Below are 13,704 nucleotides of genomic sequence, written 5' to 3' on the forward strand. Positions count from 1 at the left end.
AGAAGGTTCAAGGCGATTCAGATTCAAGCAAGAAGCGATTCAAGAGTTCGGGCGGCCGTGCAATCATCGCCCGCTCACCCTTGATCACGATGGGCCGTTGCAGCAGATTGGGGTGGGCGGCAATGGCGGCTAGCAGTTCGGCGTCGCTCAGCTCCGGGCGTGCCAAGCCCAGCGCGGCGTACTCGTCTTCGCCGCTGCGCAGCAACTCGCGGGCCGGCAGGCCGAGCTTTTGTTGCAAGTCGCTCAGCTCGGCCAGCGCCAGCGGGGCTTTCAAGTAGTCAATCACTTCGACGGTGTGGCCGGCGGCTTGCAGCAGGCTCAAGGCCTCGCGTGATTTGGAGCAGCGGGGGTTGTGAATCAGCTGAATATTCATCGCCGCAGTTTAGTTTGACCAAGGGCATTCCATGAGTGCCTTTCGGCACTCCCTGGCTACCATGGCCGACTCGCTGGCGCTGCATAAAGGGAACTCGATGGAAAACCTTGTTGTCCAATCCAATGATTCCTATGCCGCCTTGCATGCCGGTTTTCACTGGCAGGTGCCGGCCGAGTTCAATCTGGCCGAGGTCTGCTGCGGCCGCTGGGCACGCGACACGCCGGATGCCTTGGCGATCATTTTCGAGAGCGACAGCGGTTGCCGCGCCCAGTACAGCTATGGCCAGTTGCAACGCGCCGCCAATCGTCTGAGCAACGCCTTGCAGCGCCGCGGTGTGGGGCGTGGCGACCGGGTGGCCATCGTGCTGCCGCAGCGCTTTGAGACCGTCGTCGCCCATATTGCGATCAGCCAACTCGGCGCTATTGCGATGCCGCTGACGCATCTCTTTGGCGCAGATGCGCTGGAATTCCGACTGCGCGACAGCGGCGCCTTGCTGGCGATTGCCGACGAGGTGGGGCTGCCGCTGCTGCAGGCCTTGCGGACCCAGTGCCCGTCACTGCAAACCTTGATCACGGTAGGCGGTCAGCCCCAGGGCGAGCATGAGGTTTGCTGGATGGCGGCACTGCAGGCCGAGCCGGCCCGTTTCACGGCGGTGCAGACCAAGGCGGATGAGGCGGCGCTGCTGATCTACACCAGCGGCACCACCGGCGACCCCAAGGGTGCGCTGATTCCGCAGCGCGCTTTGATCGGCAATTTGAGCGGTTTTATCGCCAGCCAGAATTGGTTCGGCTTTGATCCTGCCGAGCCGGGCAAACCATCGGACGCGGTGTTCTGGAGTCCGGCCGATTGGGCCTGGACGGGGGGCTTGATGGATGCCTTGCTGCCGACCCTCTATTTCGGCCGCACGATCGTTGCTTGCCAGGGCCGCTTTGCGCCCGAGAAGGCCTTTGAGTTGATGCAGCGCCATGCCGTCACGCACAGTTTTTTGTTCCCCACCGCCTTGAAGGCGATGATGAAGGCGGTGCCCCAGCCCAGCAAGCGCTACCAGCTCAAGCTGCAGGCCATCATGAGCGCCGGCGAGTCGGTCGGCGACGCGGTCTTTACCTATTGTCAAAAGCAACTCGGCGTTATGGTCAACGAGATGTTCGGCCAGACCGAGATCAACTATGTGGTGGGCAATTGCAGTCGCTTCTGGCCGGCCCGGCCAGGCAGCATGGGGCGCGCCTTTCCGGGCCACCGGGTGGCGGTGATCGATGAAGAGGGCAAGACCTGCCCCCCAGGCGTCAGCGGTGAGGTGGCGGTGCATCGGCGCGATGTGCAAGGGGCACTCGATCCGGTGTTTTTCCTGGGTTATTGGGGCAATCAGGCCGCTTCAAAAGCAAAGTTCTGCGGCGATGCCGGCAACAGTTGGTGCCGCACCGGCGACCGGGCACATATGGATGCCGAGGGCTATTTTTGGTACGAGGGCCGCAGCGACGATATGTTCAAGTCGGCCGGCTACCGCATCGGCCCCGGAGAAATCGAGCATTGCCTGATCAAACACCCGGCGGTTGCCAATGCTGCGGTGGTGCCCAAGCCCGATGCCGAACGCGGCAATCTGGTCAAGGCCTATGTGGTCTTGAGCCCTGGGCACTTCGGGTCGGCCGCGCTGGTGGCCGAGTTGCAAGACCATGTGCGTGCGGCCTTGGCGCCCTATGAGTACCCGAAGGAGATCGAGTTCATAGATGCACTGCCGATGACGACGACCGGCAAGCTGCAGCGGCGCGTGCTGCGCTTGCAAGAGGAGGCGCGCGCCCGGCTCAAGGGCCTGCGCGCGAAGCGCCAAACCCGTGAGCTTTTGGCTCAAGACTGAGTGCTGAGTCTGACGCTTAGGCTCGCGTCGCCCGGCGCCACTAGGCGGGCGTTGTCGGGCCAGCGTTCTTCGCCGGTGATGGTGCTGCATTGGCGGCGGGTCGAGGGTGGTTTTTTGGCTGCGCCGCTTTCCTCGGGATCCATATCCTTGCCGTCGGCGCTCAGCGCTACGCTCAGCAACTGACCTGCCGTGCTTGCGTCGGGCCACTCAAGCTCCCAGTTTGCTTGAGTGCTGCAAACCCGCACGCCTTCGATCTGCGGAAAAGCCCAGCGCAAATACCAGGGCAGGATCTCGCTGCGCATGGTTCTGGCGGTCTTCATGATTTTTCGCACCGTCGCCATATCGAGCTGTTCGGGCTTGACGGTCAATATGAGCTTGCCGCTCATCTTGGCCGTGCCCTTGACCAGATTGCTGGCGATCTCTGCGTCTTTGGCCTGCTCTTTGGGCAGCACGGGTAACTCGAACGTACTGTCGGCCTTGAAGGCAATCGGCACATAGGCGTCGGCATGCATCACCGCCAGCTTCGGGCTTGCCGGCAGCGGCACTTTGGGGTCCTTGGCCTCTAACTTGAATTCCAGCCGGAACAGCCCCTGCCCGTAGCGTTGCACCATGCTCAGCACTTCGTTCATTCGGCCGTAGGGCTGAATGCTGCTGTCGCGCTTCATATTGACGGAGACGGCGTCCAGCACTTCGGTTGCTTGCGCGGGACTGTCCTGGGCCTGAACCGCGGAGTGAGACAGCGCCATCATGGCGGCGCCGAGGAGCATTGATCGAGTCGATAGTTTCATAGGGGCGATGGCTGTTTGGGTCGGGAAAATGGGCGAATCGGGGCGGGCTATTCTTTGCACTTGGACACCAGCTTGGCGCCCATGCGGGCGTTCTCGTCAAAGGGGTTCAACTGCGAGTTGCGGGTGTCTTGGACGTCAAGGCAGGTGCTGCCCTGGCGAAAGCGCCGGTGCCCCGGGGCAATGATTTCTTCCCGCAGGCTGGGGTCGCTGCCGAGTGCTGCGGCCATGCGCTCGCCCATATCGGGGCGGTGCGAGTTGCCGCGCGGGTCGGTTGCCGCCATCTGCGCCGGCGTACTCTGCGCTGCGGAGGCCGGCCTGGCCGGCAGGCCAAGCTTCAAGCGCTCCGGGCCGCGCTCCATCGGGCTGGCCTCGGGCGCTTTGCCTGCGCTGATGTCGGCCGCGTTTGCGGTCATACCGATGGGCGGCAGGGGCGCCAGGGTTGGCGAGGCGAGGCTGCTGGTTCTTGGGTTGGGCGCCGAGCGTGGTCGCAGCGGCTCAGCTTGTTCGGGCCGATGCTTCTTGGTGAGCAATGGCGGCATAGGAATCAGCCAGCCACTGCTCACTTTCGACTCAGGCGGCAAGGACTCATGGCGCCGAACTTCTCGCAGCAAAGCCCACATCAAGAGGTGCAGCAGCAGCACGAGCAGCCAGCCCCAGCGTGCAGCGACCGAGCGTTGGTTCAGATAGTTGCGCGAAGCCTGTGTCATTTTGCGCATTTGCCGCGTGCTTCGGCCAGCAGCCAAAACGGGAGGCTCAAGATGCCCGCCCCGCCACCTGCAAACTCGCCCTTCAAGCAGTCGCCATTGCCGGCCTTCCTGAATTCCTGGCCCAGCAACTCGGATCGTTCGAGTGGCGGGCCGTCGCCCATCGCGGTCGCCGCGCGCTCCGAGAGCAAAGGGCTGCGACCGGCTTGGCGCAGCGCGCGCCGGGTGGCCTCGGTGTTGATCAAGAGGCCGGGGGCGATGACCAACAAGGCCGCTGGGGGAGCCGCAGGCGCCGAAGCCGCCGCCTCCAAGGGCTCGGACGCCAGCGAGGGCGCCGTGCTTTCTTGCATATCGGTTGGCTTGGGCGTGGTTAAGGGCATGCGGGCCGTTGTCCGGGGCTGAACCGCAGTCGGCATTGGCGGCGGCTTGGTTGCAAGCGGTGCCGCCAGCAAGCGCAGCTCGATGCGCTCGGTGGCCTGCAGCGCTGGCTTGCTGTGCCGCCAATGGGCGGCCAGCCCTAGCCCGATCGCGAGGTGCAGCAAGGCCAGCAGCGGCAGCAGGGCGAGTTGGCGCCGGCTTCGCGCGGCGTCCGCTTCGAAGCTCATCATGCTTGCGGCGGCAACTCGGGTCCGTCTAGATAAATGAGCAGTTCACCGGGCTGGCATTGCAGCGCCTGGCAGATGGCGGCCAGCGTGTCGAAGCGCACGCCGCGTACCTTGCCCGATTTCAGCAGCGACAAATTGGCCTCGGTGATGCCCACCGCTTCGGCCAACTCGCGCGAGCGCATCTTGCGCTTGGCCAGCATCACGTCCAGCGTCACTTGAATCGGCATCAGACGAACTCCGCGTTCTCTTGCGCCACCCGCGCCGCTTCTTGCATCACGATGCCGATGACCAAGACGGCGAGGCCAAAGCCGAAGCTGGAGTATTGCTCCAGACTCAGGGCCAGGACGAGTTGACGCTGGCCGACCGGGTTGCCCAGCGTCAAGGCCAGCACGGCCAAGGTTGTCGAGAGCGGCTGCGCGATGGCGTTCACCATCAACGCGGCACCGAGTCTGCGCAAATGAGTGGCGGGGCCGGTTTTGAAAATTTCGCCGCGCCGGTAGTAGCCGAACAGCGACCAGACTTGCCAGAGCGCATACAGCAAGACGGCGCCCGGCAAACAACTGCTCAGCCAGCCCCAAAAACGGCTGCCAGCGTCGAGCTGCAAAGGCGCGCCGTTGGTGAGCCAGTTCTTGCGCGCGACCGATTCCAACCATTCGGGCTGGCTCCACAGCATTGCCGGGACGAGCAGCAAGGCCAGCCCACCCAGCAGGCAAAAAAGCCGCACCCACCAGCTCAGCCTGCGCACGCGGCCAAGCTTGTCTCTGTCTTGATGGGGCTTTTCGTCCATGAACATGATTCAGCAAATACAATAATTGTTTACTGTAAAACAATAATAAATTATTGTAAATAGCCGAATCGATGGATTCAGGGGGCTTCGTCAAGACCCCAGTCCGGGTTGATCAGCGCAAAAGTCTCGTGATCGCGCCAGGCGCCGGCGATGAACAAGTAGCGCCGGCTGAGGCCCTCATGTGCAAAGCCCAGGCGTTTCATCACCGCCAAGCTGGCGCGGTTCTCCGGCCGCACCGCGGCTTGCAGGCGGTGCAGGCGCACGGGCGGTGCGAACATCAGCGCGATCACTGTTTGCAAGGCCTCATGCATCAGGCCTTGGCCCTGTGCTTGGGCATCGATGGCGTAACCGAGTGAGGCGCTCTGGAATGGCCCGCGGCTGACTTGCGTCACATTGACCTTGCCGATCAGTTCGGCGGGTTTCTCCAGGCGGCTGAACCAGAAACCGAAGGCGTTGCCGGCGGCAAAGTCTTGTTCGGCCTTGTCCAAGCGAGCGCTGACTCCCTCGGGTTCGAAATAGTCGGCCGCATAAGGCGGGTCCCAGGGCGCGAAATGGGCCAGATTGCGCATCTGAAAGCCATTGACGGCCGGCGCCAGCGCGGCCGATGGCGCCCGCAGCAGCAGCCGCTCGCTGCGCAGTTGCAATGGGACGGCGTTCGTCATTTCAGCTGTTCCCGTAAAAAACTCAGCATGTCTTGCCGCGAGGCTTCGCGCGCGGCGGGCTGGCCGCCGACATGAACGCCCGCACCGGGCGTGACACCGTTGGGGACGTCGGCACGCAGGCGCACCGGCGCCGACGAGTCAAAACCGTGGAAGGCGCCGGGGTAGACCTTGATTTGCGGCTTCGCCAAGCTCAAGGTTTCGGACGCTTTGACCAAGGCCTGGCAAGGGGCGGCGGCCGTCCAGTCATCGCTGCCTCCGCTCAGAATCAAAAGCGGCGCACTGGGCGAATAGCCGCGCTTCAAATCGGCCTCGCAGCCTGGATAAAAGGCCACGGCGGCGCGTGGCTTCAGCGCCTTTTCCGTGGCCGCCTTGACCTCGGGGTGCTGGGTGTTGCTGCTCGCCAAAACGGTGCTGCCGCCGTTGGACCAACCCAGCAGCGCCAAGCGCTGGGCGTCCACCTCGGGGCGGGCCGAGAGCCATTGCAGCGCGCCAAACGTGTCGCGGCGCCGCTCGGTCATGGTGACGGCGCGCGTGCCGATTTTCTGGGTGCACAACTCTTTTTCGCCGCGCGGCGTCAGCGAATCCAGCACCAAGGCGTGCCAGCCTTCGGCGTTGAGCACGCTGACGTAATCCAGCATGCGCTCGGACAAACCACCTTTTTTGTCGTAGGGGCCGCCGCAGCCGTGCAGCAGCAGGACGGCTGGCGCCGGCTTGGCGCTCGTTGCTGCCTTGGCCGCAAACCAATGGCCGATCAAAGGCAGGGCTTGGCCTTCGCGCTGGTCGAGGCTGGGGACTTGCACTTGTGCTTGTGTGGCTTGGGCGCCGCCAGCGCCGAGGCCCAGCAGCAATGCGGCCAAGCCTGCAAGAGATTGGATAGGTGAAGACATCGAGAGGGGTGAGCTAAAGCCGAGCATGGCCGCGATTATTGATGAGCATCTTGTGGCTCGGCTGACGAGGTCTTGGCAGCACGGTGGATGTTTCTTTTTACTGATATTTCAGTATTTACTGAAAATTGGATAAACTTTGCGTTGTGTCAAAGGCGATCTCGCTTTTGATTGAGTCAACACAAGGAATTCGCGCATGAATGCAATGAGTCCGCTGGTCCGCAGCTTCGTCGCTCATTTTGGAGAGATGGGCAGTCGCTGGGGCATCAACCGCACGGTGGGGCAGATTTACGCGCTGATTTTTGTCTCGCCGCAGGCCATCAATGCCGATGAAATTGCCGAAGCGCTCGAGTTCAGCCGCTCCAATGTGTCGATGGGGCTGAAGGAGTTGCAGGCCTGGCGCCTGGTCAAACTGCGCCACCTGAGTGGCGACAGGCGCGAGTATTTCGAAGCACCCAGCGATGCCTGGGAGATTTTTCGCACGCTGGCCGAAGAGCGGCGCCGGCGCGAGATCGAGCCGACCTTGTCGATGCTGCGCAATGCCTTGCTGGAGACGCCGACTTGTGAGGAAGACCGTGTCGCCCAAGAGCGCATGCGCGGCATGCACGATCTGATCGAGCTGATGACGACCTGGTTTGACGATGTGCAAAAAATGGATTCGCAGACGCTGGGCCAGTTGATGAAGATGGGCTCCAAGGTGCAGAAGATGCTGGAGCTGCCCGGGCGCATCGGCAGGGCGGTCAGCGGCAAATCGAGCCTGGATCAAGGGTGAAGAAATGGACGCCGTCGTTCTGGCCCGCATGCAGTTTGCCGCCAACATCACCTTTCATATCCTCTTTCCCACCATCAATATCGCGCTGGCCTGGGTGCTCTTGTTCTTCCGCGCGCGCTGGCTCTTGACCCATGACGCGGCCTGGCTGAGCGCCTATCGTTTTTGGACCAAGGTGTTCGCCTTGAGCTTTGCGCTGGGCGTGGTCAGCGGCATCACGATGAGTTTCCAGTTCGGCACCAACTGGCCCGGTTTCATGGAGAAAGCCGGCAATATCGCCGGCCCCTTGCTCGGCTACGAGGTGCTGACGGCCTTCTTCTTGGAGGCCAGCTTTTTGGGCGTGATGCTGTTCGGCCATGGCCGGGTCAGCGAGCGCGTGCACCTGGTGGCCACCGTGATGGTGGCCTTTGGCACCACGCTGAGTGCCTTCTGGATATTGAGCCTGAACTCCTGGATGCACACGCCGCAGGGTTTTGAGATCATCAACGGCGAGTTCCATGCGCTGGACTGGTGGGCGGTGATCTTTAATCCGTCTTTCCCCTACCGCTTGACCCACAAGTTACTGGCGTCGGGTTTGACCGTCAGCTTCTTGCTGGCCGGCGTCAGCGCCTGGCAGTTGCTCAAGGGCAAGACCCAGCCCCACACGGCGCGGGTGCTGCGGGTCGGCCTGACCCTGGGCGCTTTGCTGATCCCCTTGCAGATCCTGGTCGGCGATATGCATGGGCTCAACACCTTGAAGTATCAGCCGGCCAAGATCGCGGCGATGGAAGGGGTGTGGCAGACCGAACGCGGCGCGCCGCTGCTGCTGTTCGCCTGGCCGAATGCACAGACCCGCAGCAATGATTTCGAGATCGGCATCCCCAAGTTGGCTAGCCTGGTGCTGACGCACCACGCCGATGGCGAGATCAAAGGCTTGGACGAGTTCAAGGGCGCACACCCGCCGGTGGCTCCGCTGTTTTTTGGCTTTCGCATCATGGTCGGCACGGGGCTGTTGATGCTCGTTTTCAGCTGGGGCGGTTTGTGGCTTTACAAGCGCCGGCGTTGGAGTGCGGCGGACCTGCCCAGGGTCTTGTTGATCGGTCTGTCCTGGATGACTTTCTCCGGCTGGCTGGCCACGATTGCCGGCTGGTATGTGACCGAAATCGGCCGTCAGCCCTTCATCGTCTATGGTCTGCTGCGCACCGCCGATGTGGCCTCCGCCGTGCCGGCGCCGATGATCGCCACCACCTTGATCGGCTATATCGTTTTGTACCTGGCCCTGATCATTGCCTATGTGTCGGTGATCAAGTACATGGCCGAAAAAACCGAAGTCACCACCGGGAGTGCTGCATGAGTGCCGATATCTGGATGCCCTTGGTCTTCATGGGCCTGATGGGTCTGGCCTTGTTGGTGTATGTGGTGCTGGATGGTTATGACCTGGGTGTCGGTCTGTTGATGCTGGGCGCCAGCGGCGAGCACAAGGACCAGATGGTGGCCTCGATCGGCCCGTTCTGGGACGCGAATGAAACCTGGTTGGTGCTGGGCGTGGGTATTTTGCTGGTGGCCTTCCCAAAGGCACACGGCGTGATCTTGCAGGCCTTGTACCTGCCGGTGGCGCTGATGCTCTTGGGGCTGACGCTGCGCGGCGTCGCGTTTGATTTTCGGGTCAAGGCGCAAACACGTTGGCAGCCGCTGTGGAACCGCGCTTTCATGGCCGGCTCGGCCTTGGCCGCCTTGTCGCAGGGCTGGATGCTGGCACGCTATATCACCGGTTTTGCGCAGGGCTGGGGCTATACCTTGTTCGCCTTGCTGATCGCGCTGGCCTTGGCCGCCGCCTATGCCTTGCTGGGCGCGGCCTGGTTGATCATGAAAGGCGAGGGCACATTGCAGCTGCTGGCGGTGCGGCGTGCCAAGCTGGCCTGGCCGGCCGTGGTCTTGGGGCTGGCGCTGGTGTCTGTCGTCACGCCGCTGCTCAGCCAAACCGTCAGCGAGCGCTGGTTCCGGATGCCCGAGCTGATCGCCTTGTTGCCCATCCCCTTGTCGACGGCGCTGGCGCTGCTGGCCTTGCGGGCACTCTTGAACTCGCACCGCGTCTTGGGCAAGCTCTGCTGGCTGCCGTTTGCGCTGATGGTGCTGGTGATGTTGATGGGCTTTATTGGCTTGGCCTACAGCCTCTATCCCTATGTCTTGATCGACCAGCTGACGGTCTGGCAGGCCGCCGCAGCCCCCAAATCTTTGCAGTTCATCTTGTGGGGCGTGGCGGGCACGGTGCCGGCCATTCTGGTCTACACGGTGTTCGCCTACCGGGTGTTCTGGGGTAAATCGGGGGAGTTGAAGTACGCCTGAACCTCTAGCTTCACACCGCTCCGCCGCGCTTGATGCGCTAAAAACTGCAGTTCGTCACTCGGCAGTGGAGGGTCGGGGGCGATCTGGCGATACTTCGTTCACAAGTTTTGCTCCATAGCGAGCGGGGGAGTTCTGAAGATGTTGTTCAGCAGTGATAAACGTAGTTCGCACGGCCGGGGTGGGCTTTTGACATCCTTGACCTTGAGCATCGCTGTGCTGTCGGCCTGCCTGCTGCCTGCCGGCCCGGCCGAGGCCAGCGAGGTCGTCAAGCTGGCTCGTTTGGTGATGACCGGCAAGCGCCTCAGCGCGATGCCGCAGCACCGCGCCGTGGCCGAGCAATTGCCACGGGTGGTGCTGCAGGGTCAGAGTGAGGGCAGCAGCCCGAAGCAAGTCGTGCTGCTGCGCGTGCCCGAAAGCAAGCGGGCGCAATTCCAGCCGATTTGAAGTTTTTCGGCCGGCCGCCGACCATTCTTGCTTAACTCCAGCTCGGCGGCTTGGGGTGCAGCCGAGCCATCGCCAAGGTGTCCACATAGACACCGGCCCGCAGCGCATAGGCCTTCATGCGACCCTCCTGCTCGAAGCCCATGCGCTGATAAAGTTTGATCGCGCGGGCGTTGTCCGCGTAGACCGTCAACTCGGTGCGCAAGATCTGACCCCAGTTGTCGGCATAGTCCATCAGCGCCGCCAGCAACGCGGTGCCAACCCCCTGGCCTTGTGCAAATTGCGCGACGCTCACGCCCAGGCTGGCCACATGGCGGCGGCGCAGCGCGGCGCCGGCCGGATGCAGGCCGGCGCTGCCGAGCAAACGGCCGGCTTCGTTCAAGGCCACCAGATTCAGATCGGTTTTGCCCGGCGCGCTGCCGTCCTGCAGGCGTTGGCGCCATTGTTCTTCGCTCGGGTGGGGGTTTTGCAGCAGCCCGGCGAAGACCTCGGGGTGGGACATCATGTCCGCAAAGGCGGCGGCATCGCTGACTTGGGCGCGGCGGATGGTGATCTGCATCGGAGTTCTCCTGTTCAAGGACGAGGGCTGAAAAACAAAAAAGCCCGCTGGGTCGGCGGGCTTTTTTTTGGGGGGATTCACTGGACCTAGGTCTGCCGCCACAGACCCCGCCAAGACTGCTCGGGCAGCATAAATAGATGCCCGCAGATGGCGAGCATCAAGGCGCTGATGTTGGCAGTTAGAGTTTGCGGGGCGGCTTGCATCGGGCCAGTATGCTGGCTCGCCCGGATGTTGGTCAAGCGTTCTTGAAATTTGCGGCGCGCAAGCGACAATCCGGCCACCATGCCAAGACTCAGCCCCATCCCCTGCGCCTTAAACGTCAAGCCCGACGCGGTCAGCGCGACGCCGGGCAAGCGCGATTTGCAGCCGGCCGAGCGCTTTGCGCTGCGTGTCGGCGACAGCGCGATCGACGGTCTGGGCGTGTTCGCGTTGGAGGCGATCCCGGTGCGGCGCAAGATCGGCGAGCTGCGCGGCGAGTCGATCTCGGTGCGGGAAGCGAGGCGCCGCGCCAAAGGCAGGGCGCGCATTCACATCGTCGAAGTGTCGGAAACCCGCGCCGTCGATGCCACCGAATCGACCACCGCGCTGCGCAATATCAACCATTGCTGCGCGCCCAACGCGGTGCTGCGCATCAGCCAGGGGCGGGTCGAGTTCTATGCGCTGCGGGATATTGAACCCGGTGAGGAGCTGACCTGCCATTACGGCGAAAGCCACCATGAGGGCCGCTTGAGTTGCCGCTGCGGCGCGGCGAATTGCAGCGGCAGGCTTTAGTCCTGCAGGGCCGGCAACTCAATGATGAAAATGCTGCCGCCGTCAGGGTGGTTCTCGGCGCGGATGCTGCCGGCATGGGCGTCCAGAATGCGCCGGCAAATTGCCAGCCCCAAACCCTTGCCTCCCGAGCCATCCTTGGTGCGGCTGCTTTGCACAAAGGGCTCGAAAATGCCCTCCAACTCGTCCGCGGGAATGCCCGGCCCCTGATCGCGGATGCTCAACTGCACGCCTCCTTCCGCGGCGCCTGCGGCATTGGCCGGCAGCAGCGTCAGCGTGACGCAGCTGCCGCGCTCGGAGAAACGCAGCGCGTTCGCCAACACCTTGCGCAGCACCTGCTGAAAGGTCGCGCTGTCGACGGCGGCCGACAAGTCCGGCGCTTGGCAGCTCAAATGCAAGGCGATGCCGGCCTTGTCCGCCGCTTCTTGCTGCTCGCCCAGCGCCGACTCCAGCAGCGGCAGCAGGCGCTGGCGCTGCAATTGCAGCCGCCCTTTGAGCAACTCGGTGCCCGAGAAGTCGAGCAGGTCATTGACCAGCGTCAGCATCCGTTGGCCCGCGCCATGAATGCGTTGAAAGCTCTGCCCGACCTTGGGTTGCTCGGGAAAGCGGGTCAAGCCCAGCTCCGAGAAGCCAATGATGCTTTGCAAGGGCGTGCGCAACTCGTGGCTGACGTTGGCGATAAATTCGGTCTTCATCGCCGAGGTTTGCTCGGCGATCTCCTTGGCTTCGAGCGTGCGGCGTTCGATCTCGCGATATTCACTGACATCAACGAGGCTGCCGATATGGCCGGTCGCCTGCCACTGGCCGCCCGCAAACGGCGTTCGGCGCACCAGCACATCACGCAAGCGCCCTTGGGCATCGGGCAGTTGAACCTCAAAGCCCTGCCCGGCGCTCGCTGCTACCCCTGCGGCCTCTGCGCTGGGCAAGAGCTCCGGGCGCAAGTCCTTCAGCGCCAGCCCCAGCACGGCCTGGCTCTCAAAGCCGGTGAACTCGCTCCAGGAGCGGTTGACCATCAAGAGCCGGCCGCTCGCGTCCGTGACGAACAAAGGCGCCGGGCTGGCATCCAGCAAGCGGGCGGTAAAGGCGGCCTGCTCGCTCAGCCCTTGCGCTGCCTGTGCCCGTTCTTGACGGGCAATTCGGTAGGCTTGCAGGCTGCGCCAGGCCAGCAGCGCCAAGCCGAAGATAACCAGCCACAGCGCCAGCAATGCCGAGCCGATCTGGCGCAGCGACTGTTTGAATTCGGCCTCGACCGTGGCAAAGGGTTGCTCAACCACAATTACCCAGGGCGCATGGCGGGTGCTGCGAAAGGCGCTGACCGCGGGCTGACCGTCCAACCCGGCAGCGATGAAGCTGCCAAATTCCTTGGCCGGCAAATAGGCTTTGAAGGCCTGGTGTTGCGCGGCGCTTTGGCCGCTGGGCATTTGAATCGCCTCGGTCGCGGTGATCAGGCGGCCATCCAGTTGCAAGAGCGCGGCCGCCCGTGGCGTGCCGCTCAGACTGAGCTCGTAATTGTTCGCAAAGAAGTCCAGATTCAACACGGCCAGCAGGCTGGGCGGGGCCCGCTGGCCTTGTGCGGCCAAAGGCCATAGCAGGGGTATGAACCAGCGGCTGCCCGCTGCCTGCTTGGGCAGACGGATATTCTGATCGGCCAAATCGCGCCCGGCCAAGAGTGTGCCGACCTCGGCCCGGTTGCCGCGGCCTTGGCCGGCCAGCAGGGCCGGCCCGACTTGCACATCGCGGTTGCTGGGGTTGGAGCTGGCCAGCAGCCGCCCCTCGGCGTCGACCAGATTCAAGCTGCGCAGGAAGGGGAGGGCGCGCACCGCATTGGCCAACGCCGCCTCCTGTGCCTTGGCATCGGGCTCGCCCTGCAGCACCTCGGCCAAGCTCTTGAGCGTGATATCCACGGTGTCCAGCGTGCGATTCGCATGATCGACCAGCACGCGCGCGTACAGCTCGGTCTCGTGCAAGGCCTGCGTCTCCAGCGCGACTTGCTGCAGCCGCAAAAAGCCCGCCGCGCCCGCCAAGGAGAGCAGCACCAAGGCAAGCACGGCCATGAGCAAAAAGCCCGGCCGCAGCCAGAATGGCAGCGGCTCCTCGGCCGGCGGCAAAGCGGCGCCCGGCTCCAACTCCTCGCTTGGCAGTTGCTCGGTCACACTCGAGTCAGGGCTTGAGGCGGGCGGCATGCTT

General features: G+C 63.4%; 16 protein-coding genes. 6 read left to right on the forward strand and 10 right to left on the reverse strand.

Annotation, left to right across the window (positions count from 1 at the left end; all coding sequences use genetic code 11):
- Nucleotides 1-7: 7 nt before the first annotated feature.
- Nucleotides 8-373: an arsenate reductase (glutaredoxin) gene (arsC, locus tag LNV07_RS01140; protein WP_263569340.1), complete on the reverse strand. Its 366-nt coding sequence runs from the start codon at nucleotides 371-373 to the stop codon at nucleotides 8-10.
- A 97-nt stretch (nucleotides 374-470) separates the two neighbouring features.
- Here arsC and LNV07_RS01145 point away from each other — a divergent pair, with 97 nt between their 5' ends.
- Nucleotides 471-2,225 carry an acyl-CoA synthetase gene (locus LNV07_RS01145; RefSeq protein WP_263569341.1) on the forward strand — a complete coding sequence of 585 codons (1,755 nt, stop codon included), beginning with the start codon at nucleotides 471-473 and terminating at the stop codon, nucleotides 2,223-2,225.
- Here the strand turns inward: LNV07_RS01145 and LNV07_RS01150 are convergent.
- From LNV07_RS01150 to LNV07_RS01180, 7 genes are all read right to left on the reverse strand, one after another.
- Entirely contained in the window at nucleotides 2,216-3,013 is a 798-nt protein-coding gene (locus LNV07_RS01150; RefSeq protein WP_263569342.1) for a hypothetical protein, read from the reverse strand. The genes LNV07_RS01145 and LNV07_RS01150 overlap by 10 nt on opposite strands.
- A 47-nt stretch (nucleotides 3,014-3,060) precedes the next feature.
- On the reverse strand, nucleotides 3,061-3,729 hold the full coding sequence (locus LNV07_RS01155; RefSeq protein WP_263569343.1) for a hypothetical protein: 669 nt from the start codon (nucleotides 3,727-3,729) through the stop codon (nucleotides 3,061-3,063).
- Nucleotides 3,717-4,325, reverse strand: a complete 609-nt coding sequence (locus LNV07_RS01160) for a hypothetical protein (protein ID WP_263569344.1) — start codon at nucleotides 4,323-4,325, stop codon at nucleotides 3,717-3,719. Before LNV07_RS01160 ends, LNV07_RS01155 begins: the two co-directional genes overlap by 13 nt.
- Nucleotides 4,322-4,549: a helix-turn-helix domain-containing protein gene (locus LNV07_RS01165; protein WP_263557509.1), complete on the reverse strand. Its 228-nt coding sequence runs from the start codon at nucleotides 4,547-4,549 to the stop codon at nucleotides 4,322-4,324. Before LNV07_RS01165 ends, LNV07_RS01160 begins: the two co-directional genes overlap by 4 nt.
- Entirely contained in the window at nucleotides 4,549-5,109 is a 561-nt protein-coding gene (locus tag LNV07_RS01170; protein ID WP_263569345.1) for a DUF2975 domain-containing protein, read from the reverse strand. Before LNV07_RS01170 ends, LNV07_RS01165 begins: the two co-directional genes overlap by 1 nt.
- A 77-nt stretch (nucleotides 5,110-5,186) precedes the next feature.
- Nucleotides 5,187-5,771, reverse strand: a complete 585-nt coding sequence (locus LNV07_RS01175) for a GNAT family N-acetyltransferase (RefSeq protein ID WP_263569346.1) — start codon at nucleotides 5,769-5,771, stop codon at nucleotides 5,187-5,189.
- A complete protein-coding gene (locus LNV07_RS01180; RefSeq protein ID WP_263569347.1) occupies nucleotides 5,768-6,658 on the reverse strand; it encodes a dienelactone hydrolase family protein in 891 nt (296 codons plus the stop codon). The genes LNV07_RS01175 and LNV07_RS01180 overlap by 4 nt, the downstream gene beginning before the upstream one ends.
- 193 nt (nucleotides 6,659-6,851) lie before the next feature.
- On the opposite strand from LNV07_RS01180, the gene LNV07_RS01185 reads away from it, so the two are divergent.
- The 4 genes from LNV07_RS01185 to LNV07_RS01200 all read left to right on the forward strand — a co-directional run bounded on the left by LNV07_RS01185 (nucleotide 6,852) and on the right by LNV07_RS01200 (nucleotide 10,193).
- Nucleotides 6,852-7,427 (forward strand): GbsR/MarR family transcriptional regulator, encoded by a 576-nt coding sequence (locus LNV07_RS01185; RefSeq protein WP_263569348.1) that lies wholly within the window; start codon nucleotides 6,852-6,854, stop codon nucleotides 7,425-7,427.
- A 4-nt stretch (nucleotides 7,428-7,431) separates the two neighbouring features.
- Complete coding sequence (locus LNV07_RS01190; RefSeq protein ID WP_263569349.1) at nucleotides 7,432-8,757, forward strand: cytochrome ubiquinol oxidase subunit I; 1,326 nt, start codon at nucleotides 7,432-7,434, stop codon at nucleotides 8,755-8,757.
- Nucleotides 8,754-9,749: a cytochrome d ubiquinol oxidase subunit II gene (locus LNV07_RS01195; protein ID WP_263569350.1), complete on the forward strand. Its 996-nt coding sequence runs from the start codon at nucleotides 8,754-8,756 to the stop codon at nucleotides 9,747-9,749. Before LNV07_RS01190 ends, LNV07_RS01195 begins: the two co-directional genes overlap by 4 nt.
- Before the next feature lie 201 nt (nucleotides 9,750-9,950).
- Entirely contained in the window at nucleotides 9,951-10,193 is a 243-nt protein-coding gene (locus LNV07_RS01200; RefSeq protein ID WP_263569351.1) for a hypothetical protein, read from the forward strand.
- Between the two features lie 31 nt (nucleotides 10,194-10,224).
- Here LNV07_RS01200 and LNV07_RS01205 read toward each other — a convergent pair whose 3' ends face one another.
- Complete coding sequence (locus LNV07_RS01205) at nucleotides 10,225-10,749, reverse strand: GNAT family N-acetyltransferase (protein WP_263569352.1); 525 nt, start codon at nucleotides 10,747-10,749, stop codon at nucleotides 10,225-10,227.
- 282 nt (nucleotides 10,750-11,031) lie between these two features.
- Here LNV07_RS01205 and LNV07_RS01210 point away from each other — a divergent pair, with 282 nt between their 5' ends.
- Nucleotides 11,032-11,520, forward strand: a complete 489-nt coding sequence (locus tag LNV07_RS01210; protein ID WP_263569353.1) for an SET domain-containing protein — start codon at nucleotides 11,032-11,034, stop codon at nucleotides 11,518-11,520.
- Here the strand turns inward: LNV07_RS01210 and LNV07_RS01215 are convergent.
- A complete protein-coding gene (locus tag LNV07_RS01215) occupies nucleotides 11,517-13,700 on the reverse strand; it encodes a cache domain-containing sensor histidine kinase (protein ID WP_263569354.1) in 2,184 nt (727 codons plus the stop codon). The genes LNV07_RS01210 and LNV07_RS01215 overlap by 4 nt on opposite strands.
- Between the last annotated feature and the right edge of the window lie 4 nt (nucleotides 13,701-13,704).

This window comes from Roseateles oligotrophus, from assembly GCF_025717515.1.
Classification (GTDB): domain Bacteria; phylum Pseudomonadota; class Gammaproteobacteria; order Burkholderiales; family Burkholderiaceae_C; genus Paucibacter_A; species Paucibacter_A oligotrophus.

Coding starts and splice junctions, on each gene's coding strand:
- LNV07_RS01150 (WP_263569342.1), bottom strand. CDS start 3,013: ATGAAACTATCGACTCGATCAATGCTCCTCGGCGCCGCCATGATGGCG.
- LNV07_RS01190 (WP_263569349.1), top strand. CDS start 7,432: ATGGACGCCGTCGTTCTGGCCCGCATGCAGTTTGCCGCCAACATCACC.
- LNV07_RS01160 (WP_263569344.1), bottom strand. CDS start 4,325: ATGATGAGCTTCGAAGCGGACGCCGCGCGAAGCCGGCGCCAACTCGCC.
- LNV07_RS01180 (WP_263569347.1), bottom strand. CDS start 6,658: ATGTCTTCACCTATCCAATCTCTTGCAGGCTTGGCCGCATTGCTGCTG.
- LNV07_RS01215 (WP_263569354.1), bottom strand. CDS start 13,700: ATGCCGCCCGCCTCAAGCCCTGACTCGAGTGTGACCGAGCAACTGCCA.
- LNV07_RS01170 (WP_263569345.1), bottom strand. CDS start 5,109: ATGGACGAAAAGCCCCATCAAGACAGAGACAAGCTTGGCCGCGTGCGC.
- LNV07_RS01205 (WP_263569352.1), bottom strand. CDS start 10,749: ATGCAGATCACCATCCGCCGCGCCCAAGTCAGCGATGCCGCCGCCTTT.
- LNV07_RS01210 (WP_263569353.1), top strand. CDS start 11,032: ATGCCAAGACTCAGCCCCATCCCCTGCGCCTTAAACGTCAAGCCCGAC.
- LNV07_RS01175 (WP_263569346.1), bottom strand. CDS start 5,771: ATGACGAACGCCGTCCCATTGCAACTGCGCAGCGAGCGGCTGCTGCTG.
- LNV07_RS01155 (WP_263569343.1), bottom strand. CDS start 3,729: ATGCGCAAAATGACACAGGCTTCGCGCAACTATCTGAACCAACGCTCG.
- arsC (WP_263569340.1), bottom strand. CDS start 373: ATGAATATTCAGCTGATTCACAACCCCCGCTGCTCCAAATCACGCGAG.
- LNV07_RS01165 (WP_263557509.1), bottom strand. CDS start 4,549: ATGCCGATTCAAGTGACGCTGGACGTGATGCTGGCCAAGCGCAAGATG.
- LNV07_RS01145 (WP_263569341.1), top strand. CDS start 471: ATGGAAAACCTTGTTGTCCAATCCAATGATTCCTATGCCGCCTTGCAT.
- LNV07_RS01185 (WP_263569348.1), top strand. CDS start 6,852: ATGAATGCAATGAGTCCGCTGGTCCGCAGCTTCGTCGCTCATTTTGGA.
- LNV07_RS01195 (WP_263569350.1), top strand. CDS start 8,754: ATGAGTGCCGATATCTGGATGCCCTTGGTCTTCATGGGCCTGATGGGT.